This window comes from Frondihabitans peucedani, assembly GCF_039537585.1.
Lineage (GTDB): Bacteria > Actinomycetota > Actinomycetes > Actinomycetales > Microbacteriaceae > Frondihabitans > Frondihabitans peucedani.
In genome coordinates this window covers 1,607,894-1,624,438 of the sequence record NZ_BAABAU010000001.1, presented here as the reverse complement: position 1 = coordinate 1,624,438, position 16,545 = coordinate 1,607,894, and the positions used below count along the sequence as shown (strand labels likewise).

Below are 16,545 nucleotides of genomic sequence, written 5' to 3'. Positions count from 1 at the left end.
AGGTGCCGGCCGGTCGGCCGGTCGGCCTGCCTCACACGACGAGCGCCGGCTCCAGGACGGGGCCGCGGCGACCGGTGCCGACGCTCTCCCACGCCTCGGCCAGCCGGCCGATGCCCTCCGTCAGCACCGGGAGCGGCGCCGTGAACGGGATCCGGATGTCGCGCTCGAACGCGCCGTCGATCCCGAAGCGCGATCCCGCCGTGATGGTGACGCCGCGTGCCCGCGCCGACACGGCCAGCGCCGAGCTCAGCGGTGCCCCGAGGCCCACCCAGAGGGCCAGGCCTCCGTGCACGTCGGGCACGTCCCACCCGGGCAGGAGCTCCCGGAGGAGCGACACCGCGTGATCGCGGCCTGCACCCAGCTGCACCGCCCGCTGCGCGAGGAGGCGCGGGAGGTGGGGGAGAGCCTCCGCCGCGACGAGCTGGTCGAGCGTGGAGTTGCCCATGTCGGCTGCGGGGCGGGCGAGAGCGAAGCGGTCGATGAGGTGCCTCTCAGCCCGGATCCACCCGACGCGGAGCCCGCTCCACATCGTCTTGCTGACCGACCCGACCGTGATCACGCCGGCGCCGCGCGACGGCAGGGCGGCGAAGGGCGTGGTGGTCCGGCCCCGGTCGATGTCGAGCTCGGCCGTCGTCTCGTCGACGAGCAGCGGGGTGCCGGTGGCCGCGGCGACCGACAGGAGGCGCTCCCGATCGGCGTCGGGCATCGACGTGCCGGTGGGGTTGTGGAAGTCGGGCATCAGGTAGATGAGCGACGGCCGCGCGTCGCGCATCGTCTCGGCGAGGTGCGACGCGTCGGTGCCGCTCGGGGTCAGCGGGCTGGCGACGAGGCGGGCGCCGGCGGCGAGGAACGCGTCGAGTGCGTGCGGATAGCCGGGCGTCTCGACGACGACCCGGTCGGAACGCCCGAGCAGAGTCCGGGCGACCAGGGCGATCGCGTGCTGGGCGCCGAGGGTGACCAGGATGTTGTCCGGGCTCGTCGGCGCACCGCGCTCGGTGAAGCGCTCGGCGATCCGCTCGCGGAGGTCGGGCAGCCCGAACAGGTCGACGCCTCCGACCGCCATCTGCTCGGGGAGCCGCTCGAGCGCGGACGCGGCGATCGCGGGGAGCTCGGACCAGGCCGCGGGAGCAGCCTTGCTGAAGTCGATCTCGAGAGCGCGGGCCGAGTGATCCTGCGCCCCCGTCGCCGGCAGCTCGAGGACGCTGCCCGAGCCCTGGACGCTCCGCAGGATGCCGCGCTCCCGCAGGCCCCGGTAGGCGGAGACGATGGTGGTCCGGCTGACGCCGAGTGCCGCGGCCAGCTCGCGCTCGGCCGGGAGACGCGTGCCGGAGCGGAGCCGGCCGTCGATCAGAAGCAGGCCGAGCTTGTCGGCGAGTTCGGCGTGCGCCCGGCCGCCGTGCCGCCACTCGCCGAGGAGGGTGGTGAGGGCGGTGGTCCGGACCGTGAAGGGTGCGGAACCGGGCGACGGGGTCGACATGGATCCACTCTAGGAGGATTGGCACCTTGTGAGCGTCGCCGGAGCGGATTGGACTGTCTCACGCACCCGGTGGCATCCTGGGCCTGACCGCTAAGGCTCTCGCCAGCCCGTCCGGCGACCCTCAGCGCCGGAGCGTCTCGGTCGGGTACTCGCCGAAGCGCTTGGCGTACGCCGACGAGAAGCGCCCCGAGTGTGAGAACCCCCAACGGTGCGCGATCGAGGCCACGGTCTCGCGCGAGGGCGTCGCCGCGAGGAGGTCGACCCGGACCCGGTCGAGCCGCACGCCTCGGAGGTACTCGGTCGGCGTCATCTCGAACTGGCGGCTGAACGCGTGCTGCAGTCCGCGCAGACTGAGGCCCGCCGCCTGAGCGATGTCGGTCGTCGTGAGCGGCATCTCGGCGTGGGAGTGCACGAACTCCAGGGCCGCGGCCAGCCGGCCACTGCTCGGCGGGATCGTCAGTGACGTCGCCTCCGGACCTTCATAGGCGAAGGTGTCGAGGAGGGCGTTGGCGGCGAGCAGGTTCGCCTCCGACCGCATCAGCGGGGTGGCCTCCGAGCCCAGGATCGTCCCGGCGACACTGGCGACGGCCTCCTGCCACCGGATCAGCGCCTCGCGCCCCGGGACCTCCGTGTGCAGGAAGTGCAGCTTGGTCGGCGCGGCCCCCGCTCGCTCGGCGGCGACGCGCTCGAGGAAGGCGGAGTCGAAGTGGATGAGGTTCTGCGCGTAGTCGCGGAAGCGGAACGCGAAGCGCTTGCCGGTGGGGAACATCGCCGGCTGACCGATCGTGAGGCGCTTCTCCTCGCCGCCGACGTCCATGACGCCCTCGCCCGCGGAGATCCACGAGACCACGTACTCGCCTTCGGGGTCGACGGTGCCGAGGATCGAGGCGGCGAAGCGGGAGGTCCGGAGGGTGAGCTGCTCGTCGCCGCGGATCGTGTAGCGGAAGGCGAAGGGGTCGTCGCTCTTGGTCGCGTGCATCCCGGTGCCGTTGTAGCCGTCGCTGTACAGGTGGATCGCGCCGTCGATGTCGCGCCCGTGCACCTCCGAATTGATCGGCGGCCCCGCCGCTGTCGTCCGCGGCTGAGTGTCCTGGTGATCCTGGAGGTCCGGCGTGCTCATCAGCTGGATTGTCACACGGGAGGCAGCCTCGAAGTAATCCCTGTTGCCTGCGAGTCCTCCCTGCTAGGACGTCCATACTGGGCCGCCAGACGACCCTTCGAGAAGAGGAAACCATGTCGAACGACATCCCGACCGGCCGCCCCGCTCACGACCTCCCCGGTGACGACGACCGGCCCGCCGCCGAGAGCCCCGAGACCCCCGAGCGCGCCGAGCGTCCCGAGCGTCCCGCCTACGGAGAGTACGCCCCGGCAGGATCGCAGCCGCCGCAGGCCGCCTCCGCCCCGACCGCCGAGACCACGGGCTCCGCGGCCGAGTCGATCGGCGGCGTCGGTGCGTTCGTCGGCGGCAGCTATCCGCAGGTCGTCGCGACCTTCACGAAGTACGAGGATGCCCAGAAGGCCGTCGACACCCTGAGCGACGAGGGCTTCCCGGTCGAGAACGTGTCGATCGTCGGCCACGACATCCGCACGGTCGAGAACGTCTCCGGTCGGCTGACGAACGGCCGCGCTGCCGTCCGCGGTCTCGTGAGCGGCCTCTGGTTCGGTCTCGCCATCGGCATCCTGTTCAGCATCTTCGTCGGCGGAGTCAACCCCTTCGGCGTCCTCCTCACGGCAGTCGGCTTCGGCGCCCTCTGGGGAGCCCTGTTCGGATTCCTCGGCCACGCGGCCACCCGCGGGCAGCGCGACTTCTCGTCGGTCAAGACTATGGAGGCGGGCCGCTACGAGGTGCTCGTCCGGGCTGAAGTGGCGGCGCGCGCCGCCCAGGTCCTGTCGCAGGGCGTCTACAAGAACTAGTTGAGTCGAGCACGCTCAACTTTTTTCACAACCGGGAATGGAACCTCGCGCCGCGCGTTAACTTGAGTCAAAGGCACTCAAGTTCTCATGGAGGTCCCCTTGCCTGAAAGCTTCACCCCGGCAGACTCCGGCGACAACTCGTTCGACGCGATCCTCGCCCGACTGCTGAACAACCAGGGCGGCTCGGCGTTCGGCCGCCCCGTCGACATCGGCCGGCTGCTCAGCCGCCGCACTCACGAGCTCGTGGCTGCGGCGGCGCAGTTCGCCGTCTCTCACGGCCACGCCGAGGTCGACGCTCTGCACCTGCTGCGGGTCGTCATCGACCGCTCGCCGGCCAGCGACCTGGTCGCGTTCGCAGGTGCCGACACCGGCGCTCTCGTGGCCGCGATCGAGGGGCGTCTGCCCGGCGCCAGCGCGGACGCTCCCGCGCGCCCCGCGCTCACCCCTGCGGCGCAGCGCCTCCTCCTCGAGGCGGCTCAGGCTGCCCGGGCCTTCGGCTCCACCTACGTCGACCCGGAGCACGTCATGTTCGCGCTGGTCGTGAACCAGGACGCCCTCCCGGGTCAGCTCCTCGCCGCGCACGGCATCACGCCCGCGGTCATGCAGGCCTTCGCGCAGGGCGGCCCCGCTGCGTCCGGCGCTGCCGGCGCAGGTGCTCAGACCGCCGGCCAGGGTCAGCAGTCCGAGACGCCGACACTCGACACCTACGGCACCGACCTCACGCAGGTCGCCCGCGACGGCGGCATCGACCCGGTCATCGGGCGTGCCGACGAGATCGAGCAGACCGTCGAGATCCTGCTCCGCCGCACCAAGAACAACCCGGTGCTGATCGGCGAGCCCGGTGTCGGCAAGACCGCCATCGTCGAGGGCCTCGCCCAGCGCATCGCGACCGGTGACGTGCCCGAGCCCCTCCGCGGCAAGCGCGTCGTCGCCCTCGACCTCGCCGGCATGGTGGCGGGCACCCGCTACCGCGGCGACTTCGAGGAGCGCCTCACCAAGGCGATGGACGAGATCACCGCGCACAGAGACGAGCTCATCGTCTTCGTCGACGAGCTGCACACCGTCGTCGGCGCAGGATCGGGCGGCGACGGCGGCATGGACGCCGGCAACATCCTGAAGCCCCGGCTGGCCCGCGGCGACCTGCACCTCATCGGTGCGACGACTCTCTCGGAGTACCGCCGGGTGGAGAAGGACGCCGCGCTCGAGCGCCGGTTCCAGCCCGTCCAGGTGCCCGAGCCCTCGGTGGCCGACGCCGAGGCGATCCTGACCGGCCTCGCTCCCCGCTACGAGGAGCACCACGCGGTCACCTACTCGCCCGAGGCGCTCCACGCCGCGGTCGAGCTGTCGCACCGCTACCTCACCGACCGCTTCCTGCCCGACAAGGCCATCGACCTGATCGACCAGGCCGGCGCCCGCCGTCGCCTGCGCCTCGGCTCGACGGTCGACCTGGCTGCGCTGCAGGCCGAGCTCGCCGAGCTCGAGTCGCAGAAGAACCAGGCCGTCGCCGCCGAGCGGTACGAGGAGGCCTCGGAGCTCCGCGACCGCATGACCGAGGTGGAGCAGCGCCTGGAGGCGGCCACGTCGCATCCTGCGCCTGTCGCCACCGACGACGACGCGGTCATCGGCGAGGACGACATCGCCGAGATGATCTCCCGCGCCACCGGCATCCCCGCCGCCCGCCTCACCGAGGGCGACCGCTCCCGGCTGGCCGCGCTCGAGGGCGAGCTCCACGAGCGCGTCGTCGGGCAGGACGCTGCCGTCACCGCCATCGCGAAGGCCGTCCGCCGCTCGCGCACCGGCCTCGGCGACCAGCGCCGCCCCACCGGCAGCTTCCTCTTCCTCGGCCCGACCGGCGTGGGCAAGACCGAGCTGGCGAAGGCGCTCGCGTCGTCGCTGTTCGGCGACGAGAGCGCGATGGTCCGCTTCGACATGTCCGAGTTCGGCGAGCGTCACACCGTCTCCCGCCTCGTCGGCGCCCCTCCCGGATACGTCGGCTACGACGAGGCCGGCCAGCTCACGGAGCGCGTCCGTCGCAACCCGTACTCGGTGATCCTGCTCGACGAGATCGAGAAGGCGCACCCCGACGTGTTCAACCTGCTGCTGCAGGTGCTCGACGACGGCCGACTCACCGACGGCCAGGGCCGGACGGTCGACTTCCGGAACACGGTGGTCATCATGACGTCGAACCTCGGCTCGGAGTTCCTCGCCTCGCGCGGCGGTGCGATGGGCTTCGTGGCCGGCGCAGGATCGGACGCCGACCTCGGCAACGGCTTCGGGTCGGAGAAGGCGCTGCGCGACCGGGTCATGGGCAGGCTCCGCGAGGCGATGCGGCCCGAGTTCCTCAACCGCATCGACGAGATCGTCCTGTTCCGGAAGCTCGACCGGCACCAGCTGGCCTCGATCGTGTCGCTGATGCTGCACGAGACGGCGGTGCGGCTCGACGTGCAGGGCATGGGCTTCCGGGCGACGTCCGAGGCGATCGAGTGGCTGGCAGAGAACGGCTACGAGCCCGAGTACGGCGCTCGTCCGCTCCGCAGGCTGATCCAGCGCGAGGTCGACGACAGGATCGCGACGCTGCTGGTCGAGGGCGGCCTCGTCTGGGGCGACCACGTCACGCTCGACGTGGTCGACGGAGCCCTGGCGGCTCGCGTCGAGGCGCCGGTCCTCGCCGCCTAGGTCTGGCAGCCCCGCCGAGACGGCAGGCCCCCTCCCGCACGCGGGAGGGGGCCTGCCTCGTGCGTGTGGGCGGCGGCGGGCGGCACCCGCTCGGTACCCTCGGAGACATGCACGCACCCTCCGCCTTCCCGTCCGCCTTCGTCGTCGGCGAGGCGCTCGTCGACATCGTCGTCGACGGCGACTCCACCGTCGAGCACCCGGGGGGCAGCCCGATGAACGTCGCCTACGGTCTCGCGCGGCTCGGAGTGACGACGACCCTCCGTACGCAGATCGCGCAGGATCAGCGGGGCCGCGCCCTCGAGGAGCATCTGGCGCCCGTCGGCGTCGTCCTCGACCCGGCGTCCCGCTCGGCCGAGCACACCTCGACGGCCGTCGCGACGATCCAGCCCGACCGCCACGCGGAGTACGAGTTCGACATCGAGTGGGCGCCTGGCGAACTGGCGCTGCCCGACGGCGTCGGCCTCGTGCACACCGGCTCGATCGCGTCGGCGCTCCGGCCCGGCAGCGACGACGTGGCAGCGCTCTTCGCCGAGTCCAGGCCGCGCGCCCTGCTGAGCTTCGACCCCAACGTCCGGCCCGGCGTCACCCCCGACCGCGAGGCCGTCCTGGCCACCGTCGACGCCCTCGCATCCGTCGTGCACGTGCTGAAGCTGAGCGACGAGGACGCCGCCTGGCTGCACCCGGGACTCCTGCTCGACGAGGTCGTCGACCGGTATCTCGAGGCCGGTGCGACCCTCGTGGCCGTCACGCGCGGCGCCGAGGGCGTCCTCGTCGCCACGGCCACCGACCGCCTCTCGCTGCCCTCGCAGCCGGTCGACGTGGTCGACACCATCGGAGCGGGCGACTCCTTCATGTCGGGGCTGCTGTTCGCGATCCTGTCGCGGGGTCTCGCCGACGGCGTCCGCTCTGGCGTGCTCGGACGCGGCGACCTCGAGGCCGTGGCGGCGACGGCTCTGGCGAGCGCGCGGGTGACCGTCTCGCGCGCCGGCGCCAACCCGCCGACGCCCGACGAGCTCGCGGCCGCGCTCGGCTGACGCCGGCCTCCGGTTGCTCGGGTTGCCGCGCAACGTCTTCCGGACGACCCACCCTGCCGCGGCGCGGTGCCGTGTCCGCGCGACGTTGCGCGGCGAGGGCCCGACGGGCTACGCGAGCGCGGCCATGAACGCGCGGGCCCGGCGCGTGATGCCGGCCCAGTCGCGAGCGGCGATCAGGGACGGGGTGACCACGCTCGATCCTGCGGTCACGGCGTAGGCGCCTGCCTCGAGGAAGGCGCGCGCGTTGCTCTCGTCGATGCCGCCCGACGCGATCAGGCGGACGCCGGGAAGCGGCCCGCGGAGGTGCGCGAAGAAGCGCGGCCCGCACGTCTCGGCGGGGAAGATCTTGACGGCCGTCGCGCCGTGCTCGAGGGCGGCGATGACCTCCGAGGGCGTGAAGGCTCCCATGGCCAGCGGGATGCCCGCCTCGGCAGCGACGGCCCCGACGCCCGCGACGACGCCGGGCGTGACGAGGAAGCCCGCTCCCGCGTCGATGGCCGAGCGCGCCTGGTCGCGGGTCAGGACGGTGCCGACCCCGATCTCGGCGTCGGGCACGGCGGCGACGGCCGCGCGGACGTGGCGCTCGACGTCGGGCGTGGTGAAGGTGAACTCGATGCCGTGGATGCCGCCCTCGACGAGCGCGTTCACGAGAGCGGCGGTGTCCGGGATGTCGTCGGCGCGGACGACGACGACGGCCCGGTCGCGACCGATCGCGTCGATCGGTCCGGGCTGGCGCATCGTGACGGGGAGCACGAGGCCGGCGTCGGAGTCCGCAGGATCGGCGGCGAAAGGGGGAGTGGGCGTCATCGTCGCTCCTCAACTCGGTGTTGCGCCATACGCAACAGTCATTGCGCTGCGTGTGCAGGCAGGCTACTCTCCTCGGCGTGAACACCGCAAAGGTCGCCAGTGTCGGCGAGGCCCTGACCGTCCTCGTCCCGGAGGTGCCGGGTGCCCTGGAGTCGTGCGAGACGTTCGTCCGGAGCATCGGCGGGGCCGAGCTCAACGTGGCCGTCGGGCTGTCGACGAGGGGCGTGCCGGCGGCGCTCCTGACCCGGGTCGGCGACGACGGCTTCGGCAGGCACGTGGTCGACGAGCTGACCCGGCACGGCGTCGACGTCTCGGCCGTGGAGGTGGATCCTGCGCGGTCCACCGGCCTGTACGTGAAGGAGGTCGGCGGCGCGAGCGAGCACCCGTTCGACCTGGGCCGGGCCACCAGCCGCATGCACTACTACCGGCAGGGCTCCGCGGGGAGCGCGCTCTCGCCCTCGTACCTCGAGCGACCGGAGGTGCGGGCGGTCGTCGACGGCGCCGTGCTCGTGCACCTCACCGGCATCACGGCAGCCCTGTCCGACTCGGCGCGCGACCTCTGCCTCGCGCTGGTCGCCGAGCCGCGCGGGGAGCGGCTCCTGAGCTTCGACCTGAACTGGCGACCGCGGCTGTGGGCCGGGCGGGAGGCCGAGGGGGTGCGGCTGCTGGGCGACCTGGCCAGGGCGGCCGACGTCGTGCTGCTCGGCGCTGAGGAGGCGCGGACCGTCTTCAGCAGCGACGATCCCGACGAGCTGCGCGCGATCCTGCCCGAGCCCCGGGTGATCGTGCTGAAGGACGACGAGAACGCGGCCACGGCCTTCGACGGAGAAGTCCGGTACGACGTCCCGGCGCTGCGCGTGGACGTCGTGGAGGCCATCGGTGCCGGCGACGCGTTCGCGGCCGGGTTCCTCGGGGCGCTCGTCTCCGGGCGCGGTGTCCGCGAGGCCGTTCAAGAGGCGCACGGCCTGGCCGTCATCGCGCTCGCGTCGCATGGCGACCACGTGGGGCCTGCGGACGGCGCGCCCCGGGCGCCCTAGTCTCGAGGTCATGAGCCAGAGTCTCGCCCGAGCGCTCCAACTCCTCGGCGCCCTCGAGGCCGGGCCGCGCTCGCTCGACGACCTGGCCGGCATCGCCGAGGTGCACAAGACGACCGTGCTGCGGCTGCTGCGGACGCTCGAGGCCGACCGCTTCGTCGTCCACGACGAGCAGCACCGGTACCGGCTCGGCAGTCGCGTCTTCGAGCTCGCGAACGCGGCCCTCGCGCAGCGCGACGTTCGGCAGGCGGCCCGCCCGCACCTCGAGCGGTTGAACGCCGACACGGGGCAGACCGTCCACCTCGCCACGAGGGAGGGCTCGGAGGTGGTCTACGTCGACAAGATCGACGCGCCGCAGGGGGTCCGGATGTACTCCCGCATCGGCCTGCGAGCCCCGATCCACTGCACCGCGGTCGGCAAGGTGCTGGCCGCCGACCTGCCGACCCGGCAGCGCGACGAGCTGCTCGCCGGGCTCGACTACCTCCGGTTCACCCCGAACACGATCACGACCCCGGCGGCGCTCGCCGACGAGCTCGACCGGGTGACGGCCGACGACTGGGCGCAGGATCACGAGGAGCACGAGGCCTTCATCAACTGCGTGGGCGTTCCGGTGCGTGACGGCTCCGGCCGGGTCGTGGCCGCGCTGTCGGTGTCGGTGCCGACGCTCTCGCTCGACCACGACGGGGTCCTGGCGCTGCTGCCGCGGGTGCGGGCGGCCGGCTCGGCCGTGTCGAGCGAGCTGGGCTGGGCGGCCGCCGGGGCCTGAGCGCGAGCGCCCGCCGGCGTCCCGCCGCGGCCCGGTCCCGGGCGACCCGATCCGCTCGCGCTCAGCTCAGCGCGGCTCGGCTCAGCGTGGCTCGGCTCAGCGTGGCTCAGCTCAGCAGGGCACCTCGACCGCCCCGGTGACGACGGGCACGCCGCCCCGCCCGCCGGAGACGGGCTTCGGGCGCCGCACGCCGAGGGTGATCAGCAGGACCGCGCCGGCCGCCGCGATGACCCCGGCCATGCCGAAGTCGAAGCCGAGCCCGAGGCCGGAGACGGCCACGCTGCCGACGATCGAGCCGGCCGCGATCGACAGCTGGATCGTCGTGACGAACAGCGCGAGGCTGCTCTCGGACGCCGACGGCGCCGCCTTCGCCATCCAGGTCTGCATGCCGAGCGGCAGCGCTCCCCAGACGAAGCCCCAGACGGCCAGCAGGAGGAAGACGCCCGTGATCGAGAAGGCGAGGAACGGCAGGGCGATGACCGCGCCCGCGAGCACGAACTTGGCCACGCCGAGGGTGCCGAGGAGGTTGCGGCTCAGCGTCGATCCGGCGACGAAGTTGCCGATGATGCCGGCGACGCCGAAGACGAGGAGGGCGAGGGTGACGGTCTGGCCGTCGACCTTCACGACGTCCTCTAGGTACGGGGCGACGAAGGTGTAGGCCGCGAACTGCGCGACGAAGACGAACGCGGTGCCGATGAGCCCGACCCGCGCGCGCGAGATGGTCAGGAGGCCGCCGAGGGTGGCGAAGCGGACGCGCGACAGGGAGGGGATGCGGGGAAGCATGGCGAGCTGCCCGACGAGGGCGATCGCCCCGAGGACGGCGCCGATGAGGAACGCCACGCGCCAGGTCGACACCGAGGCGACGAACGCTCCGAGCGGCAGGCTGACCACGGTCGCGACCGAGACGCCGGCCGTGATGAACGAGGTCGCGCGGATGACGGACGGCTCGGCCACCAGGCGGCCGGCGATGCCGGCGCCGATCGCCCAGAAGCCGCCGATGCCGACGCCGAGCAGGACCCGCGCAGCGACAAGGACGGCGAAGTTCGGCGCGAGAGCGCCCGCCACGTCGGCGACGATGAGCAGGACCGTGAGTGACCAGAGCACGATGCGCCGGTCGAGCCTGGACGTGAGGACCGTCACGACCGGGGCCGCGACCGCGCCAGCGAGACCGGTCGCGACGACCATCGATCCTGCGGTCGCGATGGAGACGTGCAGGTCGTCGGCGATCGACGGGAGGAGCCCGATGGGCAGGAACTCGGAGAGCACCAGGACGAACGAGCCGAGCGCCACCGAGAGCACTCCGAGCCAGCCGCGACGATCTGAGGTCTGTGTCATGAAGTGAGCCAAGCGTCCAGTCGGCGCTTCCATTCCCAGTGGTCTCAGATCGACTTCACGGCTCAGTCTCGGGGCGCGACGGGACGGCCGCCGGCCGTACGCTGGCCCGGTGGACACGAATGCCCGGGGCGCCCAGGATCAGGCGATCCGCATCGAGCTCCTCCTCGCTGCTCCGCACCACCGCTACGAGGGCCGCCCCGCCGACGGAGCCCTGCCGCTCGCTCCCGGAGAGGACGAGCTCCGCGAGCAGATCGAGCTCCGAGCCGGTCTCGGAATCGTGGGCGACCGGTACTTCGGCAAGCCGGCGCACCGGCAGGCCTCGGTGACGTTCTTCGCCGCGGAGGCACTGGAGTCGGTCGCTCACGAACTCGGGCTGGAGCACCTCCCCGTCGCCGCGACGAGGCGCAACATCGTGGTGCGCGGGCTCGATGTCGACTCCCTCCGGGGAGTCCGCTTCTCGGTCGACTCGGGCCACGGGCCGGTCGGGTTCGTCGCCAACCGCCCGGCGAACCCCTGCGCGTGGATGGACCGGGAGCTCGCGCCCGGCGTCTTCAAGGCGATGCGCGGCCGAGGGGGGATGCGCTGCGAGCCGCTGACCGACGGGATCCTGCGTCTCGGGCCCGCCGTCGTGCGGCTGGAGGCGACACTGTAGCGCTCTATCCGAGTCCCGCAATCCTCTTGACAAGCGTGGTCTTACTGACAATTGTTTGATACTTTTGCTGGGTGCCCACGGCGAGGATCAGGGTCGTGGGCTGACGACGGATTCGTCGTCGCGGTGGGGTCGGCCGCTTGGGAAGGCCGCCCCACCGCGCTCACAGCGATATCCGCCGCAGCGCAGCATGGTCTTCTCTCTCAGCGTCCGGGCGAGCGTCGTGGAGATCATTCACCGGCGCGAGCCCTACGGTTGAGGACATGGATCCCCGATCCCAGCGGAGCCGAGATCGGCTCACCACCGCGGTGATCCGGTTCGCCTGCGCAGGCCGCCTCGACGACGTGAGCGTCTCCGAGCTCGCCCGAGCCGCCGAGGTGACGAGAGACACCTTCTACCGCCATGCGTCGTCGGTCACGGAGCTCCTGTCTATCGCCCTGGCCGACAAGCTGGCCGAGCTCGTGGCAGAGACCAACGAGCAGCTCCCGACCCGCGCCGAGCTCGGGGGCGTCCTCAGCGCGGGCGAACTCCGTCTGCTCCGGCACATCGAGGAGCTCGCGCCCGTCTACCGCACGGCTCTCGCCGGTCAGAGCGCAGCCCCCGTCCGGCGGACGCTCACGGGCTTCCTGCAGAGGAACCTGGAGGTCGCGCTCCGCGTCTATCCCGACATCGCCCCGATCCCCGAGCACGAGCTCGACGACGAGTCCGTCGCCGTCCTCGCGGCCTACGCCGCCTCCGGGACGGTCGGAGCGATCGAGGTCTGGCTCTCCTGCGACGAGCCGCGAGCCGTCGAGGACGTCCGCAGGATCATCAAGGCGGGCGCGCCGGAGTGGTGGGTCCGGGCCACCGGCGGGGCCGCCTGAGGCGTGTCGCACTTCCCTGCGGACTCCCAGTGAAAAGCATTGGCATCCGCTCTTAGAATCGAAGGCGGAAGCATCGAGGGTTCCTGCAGGGCCAGCCCTCGACTGCCCGTCCCCGACCCCTCGCCTTCGTTTCCCGTCTCCGTCCGAAATCCCGGACGGCGACCGCTACGAACACCCTCTGCCGACTCCCTCGAGAGCCGTCCGCAGAAGCGTCGGAAGGGACGGCCCATGAGCGAACTCACGATCGAATTCGTCGTGCGGGATCGCACCGGAGCCGTCGCCGCCGTGGTCACCTCCCACGGCGTCATCGACGCCGGATTCGCCTCCGAGCAGATCGCGCGGGGAGAGGCCCTCTACTACGCCGGCCCCGACTCCTACGTCCGTGCTCGGGTGCGCTCCATCCCGGCTCTCGGCGGCCCGTACCTCTACGCGAACTGGGACGGCACGCGGCGCAACAACCTCCACGATCTCGCCCGCGGGCTCAAGCGCATCGACGTCCGCTCGGCAGCTCGCCGCGAGACCCGCAGCCGGATCGAGTGGGTCAGCCGGCTCATGGGTCGGGCGAAGGCGTACCTCGCCGCCTGATCCTGCTCGGAAGCCCCTGCCAGTCTCCTGGCCCCTTCCCGCGCCCGGCTAGGCTTGGGGCATGTCGGTCTTCGCGGTCTTCCTCGCAGTCGTCGCCGGGCTCATGGCTCTGGCGCTGATCGTGCTGTTCGTGACCATGGTGGTCCTCGCCCTCCGCGGTCGGAGCCGCGAGGTCAGAGCGCCCCAGTACCGGAACGACTGACCCCGCAGCAGACCGCCGGGGGCGCTAGGGCTTCGGCTTCGTCGTGATCCGCCCGGGCGTGAAGGCCGCCAGTGCGGGCAGTGCCCGCCCCTGGAAGTCGAACAGCGTCAGGTTGTCGTTCGGGTTGCCTTCGCCGGGCGTCCAGCCGACGCCGGGCGTCCACTCGGGCTCCCAGCTCATGAAGCCGAGACCGAGACCGCCCGGGACGTGGGGGAAGACGCCCCGGAGGGCCTCGAAGTAGGCGAGTTGTCCGGCCGGTGTCGGCGGCCAGACGGCTGCGTCCGGGAGTTGATCGAGCGAGTACAGGATGTTCTGCAGCTCGTCGCCGTTCTCGAGTGTCCACGGGTAGGCGGTCTCGACCACGATCAGCTCCTTGCCGTACCGGGTCGCGAGGTCGCTCAGGTTGTCTTCGAGCTGCTGCAGCGGACCGTGCCAGAACGGGTAGTACGACAGTCCGATGACGTCGAAGTCGAGGCCCGCCCCGACGACGCGGTCGTAGAAGTACCGGCTGCCGCCGTTGTCGCCGCCGCGGTCGATGTGGACCATGATCTGCGGTCGGCCACCGTGCACGCGGGCTTCTCGGGCTCCTGCGATCCCGGCGCCGAGGAGCGCGAGGAAGGCGGGGAAGTTCTGGTCGGAGGAGCCGTCGTAGAGCCTGCCGAGCGGCCAGAGCATCCCGCCGGTGATCTCGTTGCCGATCTGGACCATGTCGGCCGGAGCACCCGCTCGCGACAGCGTCTCGAGCGCATTCTTCGTGTAGGCCCGCACCGTCGCCTCGAGCTCGGAGAGGGTCTGGTCGGCCCACGCCGCCGGTGTGCTCTGGTGACCGGGATCGGCCCAGAAGTCGGAGAAGTGAAGGTCGAGCAGGACCTTGAGGCCGGCCCGCTTCGCCCTCCTCGCCAGGGTGACGGCGTCGGACAGAGTGCTGTAGCCGGCTGGCGGATCCACCCAGACCCGGATCCGCTCCCAGTTGCCGCCCGCCTCCCGCACGATCTTCTCGATGGGTGCCCGTCGCCCGTCGACGCTCCAGGAACGACCGGCTGCCTCCAGCTGCAGCGTGAACGAGAGGTCCGCTCCACGGACTCGCGGCCCGACCGACGACGGCGACGCGGTGGGACGGGGATGCGGCGATCCGGAGACTCCGTCGGCGGGAGTCACTGCGGACGCGACGGGTGCGGCGGCGGTCTGCGCCGCCTGCCCGAGGAGGACGGCTCCCGGGACGCCGAGCGCTACGCCGAGGACGGCTCGGCGGCTGGGAGAGAAACGGTGTTCGGCCATGAAGTGCTCCATTCCTGTCGTGATGGGCGACTGCGGTGTCGCCCCCGTGCCGACGTCGTCGAGGGCACGTCCCTGTCGACTCACGGGTTCTGTCACCGCTATGAGTCGTCGCGAGGATGGATGACAGGAAAGCACGCCCACCGTCCCGAAATCAAGCCTCACGGGACTTAAAGCGGTTTTAGTCTCCATGCCGCGCACGACGAAGCGGCGCCGACCCGGAGAACCGGATCGGCGCCGCTGTGTGCGTGGAGCGGGGCTCGCTACGGGCGCGTGGCCTTGGCGAGGTTGTCGATGAGCTCCTGCTTGGTCTGGCTCACGACGTAGGCCGGCTGGTCGCGCTCGACGCGCCAGCTGTCGGCCAGCGGTCCGATGTTGACGGTGTCGAAGCCGAGCTCGTCGTAGAGCTTCGTCACGAACTCGGCGGCGTCGTCGAAGTCGCTCGCGGTGGCGAGGGCGCGACGGTCGGGGCTGCCGGCGGGCTTGCCGTCGGTGGTGATGTCGGCGGCGAAGATGTGGTTGAAGCCCTTCGCGACGCGGCTCGTCGGGAGGTGACGCTGCAGCATCTCGGACGTCGTGTCCTCGCCCTTGTCGAGCGCCTCGATATGGCCATCGCGCTCGAAGTAGTAGTTGTCGGTGTCGACGACGATCTTGCCGGCGAGCGGCTCGACGGGCACGTCGGTCGTGTTCTTGAGGGGGACGGTGACGACGACGACGTCGCCCGCCTCGCCGGCCTCTGTGGCGGTGGCCGCGCGGGCCTTCGGACCGAGCTCGGCGATGAGATCCTGCAGGGTCTCCGGGCCACGAGAATTGCTGATCACGACGTCGTATCCGACCCCGATCGCCGCCCGAGCGAGCTGGCTGCCGATGTTTCCTGCTCCGATGATTCCAAGTGTTGTCATGAGGGGTGCAACGCCTCACGGCGCGGGGAATTTCCGATCCATCCGCCGAATCCGCTGAGTGTTCGCCCGGAGCGGATTCTCAGGCGCAGGATTTGAGATCGGTCGCGGCCCCGCCTACGGTGGACGCTCGTTCGTCCTCTCGGAGAACACCATGCACGGCGCTGCACTTCGCCCCCGGCTGCCCAGCCTGCAGCGCCGCACCTGACCTCTATCGGCAGGGGTGGGCAGCGATTCCTCGACCCGGCACCGGGTCTCATCGGCGACCCCGTGGAGCATTCACCATGAGCACTGCCTTCAACACGCCTCGGACCACCCGCGGCCGAGCCCTCCTCGGCGGGGCGGCCCTCGTCGCCCTCACCGCGGGCGGCCTCGGCCTCTCGGCCGCACCGGCGAACGCCGCATCGGTCTCCACCTGGGACGCTCTCGCGAACTGCGAGTCGAGCGGCAACTGGGCCATCGACACCGGCAACGGCTACTCGGGCGGACTGCAGTTCAGCCAGAGCACCTGGGTCGCCAACGGCGGTACCGGATCGCCGGCCGCCGCCAGCAAGGCCACGCAGATCCAGGTCGCCGAGCGCGTCCTGGCCTCGCAGGGCTGGGGAGCCTGGCCCGCCTGCTCGGCGAAGCTCGGGCTGTCGGGCACGTCGTCGGCGGCAGCCGCACCTGCGGCACCTGCGGCACCGGCAGCGCCCGCGGCACCTGTGGCACCGCGCGCACAGGCTGCTCCGGCTCCGGCGGCGCCCGCTGCACCTGCTCGGCGGGCCGCGCCCGTCGCCACCAGTGGCAAGACCTACACGGTCGCGTCGGGCGACACGCTCGCCACGATCGCCGCGAAGCTCGGCGTCGCGGGCGGCTGGGAGCGGCTCGCCGACGCCAACACGTCGACGATCACCGACCCCGACCTGATCTTCCCGGGCCAGACGCTGCAGCTCCCCGCGTAGCGGCGAGAACACCCGCACCCCCGTGCGGCCGAGACACCCCGCTCAGGCGGGGTTCCCCGGCCGGACGGGGGTGCGGTCGTCTCCG

Annotated in this window: 16 protein-coding genes; 10 read left to right on the top strand and 6 right to left on the bottom strand. The window is 71.9% G+C overall.

The annotated features are described in order from the left end of the window. Nucleotides 1-31 precede the first annotated feature (31 nt). Both yczR and ABD733_RS07450 read right to left on the bottom strand, forming a co-directional pair. Nucleotides 32-1,477: a MocR-like transcription factor YczR gene (gene yczR, locus ABD733_RS07455; protein WP_344794612.1), complete on the bottom strand. Its 1,446-nt coding sequence runs from the start codon at nt 1,475-1,477 to the stop codon at nt 32-34. 121 nt (nt 1,478-1,598) lie between these two features. Beyond that, complete coding sequence (locus ABD733_RS07450; protein ID WP_344794610.1) at nt 1,599-2,597, bottom strand: helix-turn-helix domain-containing protein; 999 nt, start codon at nt 2,595-2,597, stop codon at nt 1,599-1,601. Nucleotides 2,598-2,710: 113 nt separating this feature from the next. Here ABD733_RS07450 and ABD733_RS07445 point away from each other — a divergent pair, with 113 nt between their 5' ends. The 3 genes from ABD733_RS07445 to ABD733_RS07435 all read left to right on the top strand — a co-directional run bounded on the left by ABD733_RS07445 (nt 2,711) and on the right by ABD733_RS07435 (nt 7,101). Continuing rightward, complete coding sequence (locus ABD733_RS07445) at nt 2,711-3,391, top strand: YflT domain-containing protein (protein WP_344794608.1); 681 nt, start codon at nt 2,711-2,713, stop codon at nt 3,389-3,391. 99 nt (nt 3,392-3,490) lie between these two features. After that, nucleotides 3,491-6,067 carry an ATP-dependent Clp protease ATP-binding subunit gene (locus tag ABD733_RS07440; RefSeq protein ID WP_344794607.1) on the top strand — a complete coding sequence of 859 codons (2,577 nt, stop codon included), beginning with the start codon at nt 3,491-3,493 and terminating at the stop codon, nt 6,065-6,067. A 107-nt stretch (nt 6,068-6,174) separates the two neighbouring features. Then, nucleotides 6,175-7,101 (top strand): PfkB family carbohydrate kinase, encoded by a 927-nt coding sequence (locus ABD733_RS07435; protein ID WP_344794606.1) that lies wholly within the window; start codon nt 6,175-6,177, stop codon nt 7,099-7,101. A 108-nt stretch (nt 7,102-7,209) separates the two neighbouring features. Here the strand turns inward: ABD733_RS07435 and ABD733_RS07430 are convergent, their stop codons facing one another. After that, a complete protein-coding gene (locus ABD733_RS07430; protein WP_344794605.1) occupies nt 7,210-7,908 on the bottom strand; it encodes a bifunctional 4-hydroxy-2-oxoglutarate aldolase/2-dehydro-3-deoxy-phosphogluconate aldolase in 699 nt (232 codons plus the stop codon). Nucleotides 7,909-7,985: 77 nt separating this feature from the next. Between ABD733_RS07430 and ABD733_RS07425 the strand changes: the two genes are divergently transcribed. Both ABD733_RS07425 and ABD733_RS07420 read left to right on the top strand, forming a co-directional pair. Continuing rightward, nucleotides 7,986-8,945 carry a sugar kinase gene (locus ABD733_RS07425; RefSeq protein WP_344794604.1) on the top strand — a complete coding sequence of 320 codons (960 nt, stop codon included), beginning with the start codon at nt 7,986-7,988 and terminating at the stop codon, nt 8,943-8,945. Between the two features lie 10 nt (nt 8,946-8,955). Further along, a complete protein-coding gene (locus tag ABD733_RS07420) occupies nt 8,956-9,708 on the top strand; it encodes an IclR family transcriptional regulator (RefSeq protein WP_344794602.1) in 753 nt (250 codons plus the stop codon). A 111-nt stretch (nt 9,709-9,819) separates the two neighbouring features. On the opposite strand, the gene ABD733_RS07415 is transcribed toward ABD733_RS07420, so the two are convergent. Beyond that, nucleotides 9,820-11,043, bottom strand: coding sequence for an MFS transporter (locus tag ABD733_RS07415; protein WP_344794600.1), 1,224 nt, complete (start codon nt 11,041-11,043; stop codon nt 9,820-9,822). Between the two features lie 109 nt (nt 11,044-11,152). On the opposite strand from ABD733_RS07415, the gene ABD733_RS07410 reads away from it, so the two are divergent. The 4 genes from ABD733_RS07410 (at nt 11,153) to ABD733_RS07395 (ending at nt 13,342) form a co-directional block, all read left to right on the top strand. Next, nucleotides 11,153-11,695 carry an MOSC domain-containing protein gene (locus ABD733_RS07410; RefSeq protein WP_344794598.1) on the top strand — a complete coding sequence of 181 codons (543 nt, stop codon included), beginning with the start codon at nt 11,153-11,155 and terminating at the stop codon, nt 11,693-11,695. Between the two features lie 260 nt (nt 11,696-11,955). Next, nucleotides 11,956-12,555 (top strand): TetR/AcrR family transcriptional regulator, encoded by a 600-nt coding sequence (locus ABD733_RS07405; protein WP_344794596.1) that lies wholly within the window; start codon nt 11,956-11,958, stop codon nt 12,553-12,555. Nucleotides 12,556-12,783: 228 nt separating this feature from the next. Further along, nucleotides 12,784-13,140 (top strand): hypothetical protein, encoded by a 357-nt coding sequence (locus tag ABD733_RS07400; RefSeq protein WP_344794594.1) that lies wholly within the window; start codon nt 12,784-12,786, stop codon nt 13,138-13,140. 61 nt (nt 13,141-13,201) lie between these two features. Continuing rightward, nucleotides 13,202-13,342: a hypothetical protein gene (locus ABD733_RS07395; protein WP_344794592.1), complete on the top strand. Its 141-nt coding sequence runs from the start codon at nt 13,202-13,204 to the stop codon at nt 13,340-13,342. A 24-nt stretch (nt 13,343-13,366) separates the two neighbouring features. Here the strand turns inward: ABD733_RS07395 and ABD733_RS07390 are convergent, their stop codons facing one another. Together ABD733_RS07390 and ABD733_RS07385 are read right to left on the bottom strand one after the other, a co-directional pair. Continuing rightward, nucleotides 13,367-14,620: a glycoside hydrolase family 53 protein gene (locus ABD733_RS07390; RefSeq protein ID WP_344794590.1), complete on the bottom strand. Its 1,254-nt coding sequence runs from the start codon at nt 14,618-14,620 to the stop codon at nt 13,367-13,369. A 260-nt stretch (nt 14,621-14,880) separates the two neighbouring features. Then, nucleotides 14,881-15,519 carry an NADPH-dependent F420 reductase gene (locus ABD733_RS07385; protein ID WP_344794588.1) on the bottom strand — a complete coding sequence of 213 codons (639 nt, stop codon included), beginning with the start codon at nt 15,517-15,519 and terminating at the stop codon, nt 14,881-14,883. 281 nt (nt 15,520-15,800) lie between these two features. Between ABD733_RS07385 and ABD733_RS07380 the strand changes: the two genes are divergently transcribed. Then, the gene (locus ABD733_RS07380; RefSeq protein ID WP_344794586.1) at nt 15,801-16,460 is read left to right on the top strand and encodes a transglycosylase family protein; all 660 of its coding nucleotides are present in this window, start codon (nt 15,801-15,803) and stop codon (nt 16,458-16,460) included. Nucleotides 16,461-16,545 lie beyond the last annotated feature (85 nt).

Excerpts from the sequence above, each read along its gene's own strand:
- yczR (WP_344794612.1), bottom strand. The coding sequence starts at position 1,477 with ATGTCGACCCCGTCGCCCGGTTCCGCACCCTTCACGGTCCGGACCACC.
- ABD733_RS07430 (WP_344794605.1), bottom strand. The coding sequence starts at position 7,908 with ATGACGCCCACTCCCCCTTTCGCCGCCGATCCTGCGGACTCCGACGCC.
- ABD733_RS07415 (WP_344794600.1), bottom strand. The coding sequence starts at position 11,043 with ATGACACAGACCTCAGATCGTCGCGGCTGGCTCGGAGTGCTCTCGGTG.
- ABD733_RS07390 (WP_344794590.1), bottom strand. The coding sequence starts at position 14,620 with ATGGCCGAACACCGTTTCTCTCCCAGCCGCCGAGCCGTCCTCGGCGTA.
- ABD733_RS07405 (WP_344794596.1), top strand. The coding sequence starts at position 11,956 with ATGGATCCCCGATCCCAGCGGAGCCGAGATCGGCTCACCACCGCGGTG.
- ABD733_RS07445 (WP_344794608.1), top strand. The coding sequence starts at position 2,711 with ATGTCGAACGACATCCCGACCGGCCGCCCCGCTCACGACCTCCCCGGT.
- ABD733_RS07395 (WP_344794592.1), top strand. The coding sequence starts at position 13,202 with ATGTCGGTCTTCGCGGTCTTCCTCGCAGTCGTCGCCGGGCTCATGGCT.
- ABD733_RS07380 (WP_344794586.1), top strand. The coding sequence starts at position 15,801 with ATGAGCACTGCCTTCAACACGCCTCGGACCACCCGCGGCCGAGCCCTC.
- ABD733_RS07385 (WP_344794588.1), bottom strand. The coding sequence starts at position 15,519 with ATGACAACACTTGGAATCATCGGAGCAGGAAACATCGGCAGCCAGCTC.
- ABD733_RS07450 (WP_344794610.1), bottom strand. The coding sequence starts at position 2,597 with ATGAGCACGCCGGACCTCCAGGATCACCAGGACACTCAGCCGCGGACG.
- ABD733_RS07435 (WP_344794606.1), top strand. The coding sequence starts at position 6,175 with ATGCACGCACCCTCCGCCTTCCCGTCCGCCTTCGTCGTCGGCGAGGCG.
- ABD733_RS07400 (WP_344794594.1), top strand. The coding sequence starts at position 12,784 with ATGAGCGAACTCACGATCGAATTCGTCGTGCGGGATCGCACCGGAGCC.
- ABD733_RS07420 (WP_344794602.1), top strand. The coding sequence starts at position 8,956 with ATGAGCCAGAGTCTCGCCCGAGCGCTCCAACTCCTCGGCGCCCTCGAG.